Source organism: Streptomyces sp. NPDC055013 (assembly GCF_053608645.1).
Genome location: NZ_JBSGVW010000082.1, coordinates 1 through 1,415 on the forward strand (window position 1 = coordinate 1; position 1,415 = coordinate 1,415).

Annotated in this window: 1 rRNA gene (running past one end of the window); it reads right to left on the reverse strand. The window is 56.0% G+C overall.

Annotation, left to right across the window (positions count from 1 at the left end):
• Positions 1-22 precede the first annotated feature (22 nt).
• Positions 23-1,415: ribosomal RNA gene (locus ACWGDB_RS41820) — 23S ribosomal RNA — on the reverse strand; it runs 1,374 nt beyond the window's last position.

A 1,415-nucleotide genomic window follows, 5' to 3' on the forward strand; every position in this document is an offset into this window, starting at 1 on the left:
AACACAGTGGACGCGAGCATCTATGGACAAGCCCTCGGCCTATTAGTACCGGTCACCTCCACACGTTACCGTGCTTCCAGATCCGGCCTATCAACCCAGTCGTCTACTGGGAGCCTTACCCCATCAAGTGGGTGGGAATACTCATCTCGAAGCAGGCTTCCCGCTTAGATGCTTTCAGCGGTTATCCCTCCCGAACGTAGCCAACCAGCCATGCCCTTGGCAGAACAACTGGCACACCAGAGGTTCGTCCGTCCCGGTCCTCTCGTACTAGGGACAGCCCTTCTCAATATTCCTACGCGCGCAGCGGATAGGGACCGAACTGTCTCACGACGTTCTAAACCCAGCTCGCGTACCGCTTTAATGGGCGAACAGCCCAACCCTTGGGACCGACTCCAGCCCCAGGATGCGACGAGCCGACATCGAGGTGCCAAACCATCCCGTCGATATGGACTCTTGGGGAAGATCAGCCTGTTATCCCCGGGGTACCTTTTATCCGTTGAGCGACGGCGCTTCCACAAGCCACCGCCGGATCACTAGTCCCGACTTTCGTCCCTGCTCGACCCGTCGGTCTCACAGTCAAGCTCCCTTGTGCACTTACACTCAACACCTGATTGCCAACCAGGCTGAGGGAACCTTTGGGCGCCTCCGTTACTCTTTAGGAGGCAACCGCCCCAGTTAAACTACCCATCAGACACTGTCCCTGATCCGGATCACGGACCCAGGTTAGACATCCAGCACGACCAGAGTGGTATTTCAACGACGACTCCCCCTGAACTGGCGTCCAGAGTTCACAGTCTCCCACCTATCCTACACAAGCCGAACCGAACACCAATATCAAACTGTAGTAAAGGTCCCGGGGTCTTTCCGTCCTGCTGCGCGAAACGAGCATCTTTACTCGTAGTGCAATTTCACCGGGCCTATGGTTGAGACAGTCGAGAAGTCGTTACGCCATTCGTGCAGGTCGGAACTTACCCGACAAGGAATTTCGCTACCTTAGGATGGTTATAGTTACCACCGCCGTTTACTGGCGCTTAAGTTCTCAGCTTCGCCACACCGAAATGTGACTAACCGGTCCCCTTAACGTTCCAGCACCGGGCAGGCGTCAGTCCGTATACATCGCCTTACGGCTTCGCACGGACCTGTGTTTTTAGTAAACAGTCGCTTCTCGCTGGTCTCTGCGGCCACCCCCAGCTCAGGAAGCAAGTTCCCTCACCAGTGATGGCCCCCCTTCTCCCGAAGTTACGGGGGCATTTTGCCGAGTTCCTTAACCATAGTTCACCCGAACGCCTCGGTATTCTCTACCTGACCACCTGAGTCGGTTTAGGGTACGGGCCGCCATGAAACTCGCTAGAGGCTTTTCTCGACAGCATAGGATCATCCACTTCACCACAATCGGCTCGGCATCAGGTCTCAGC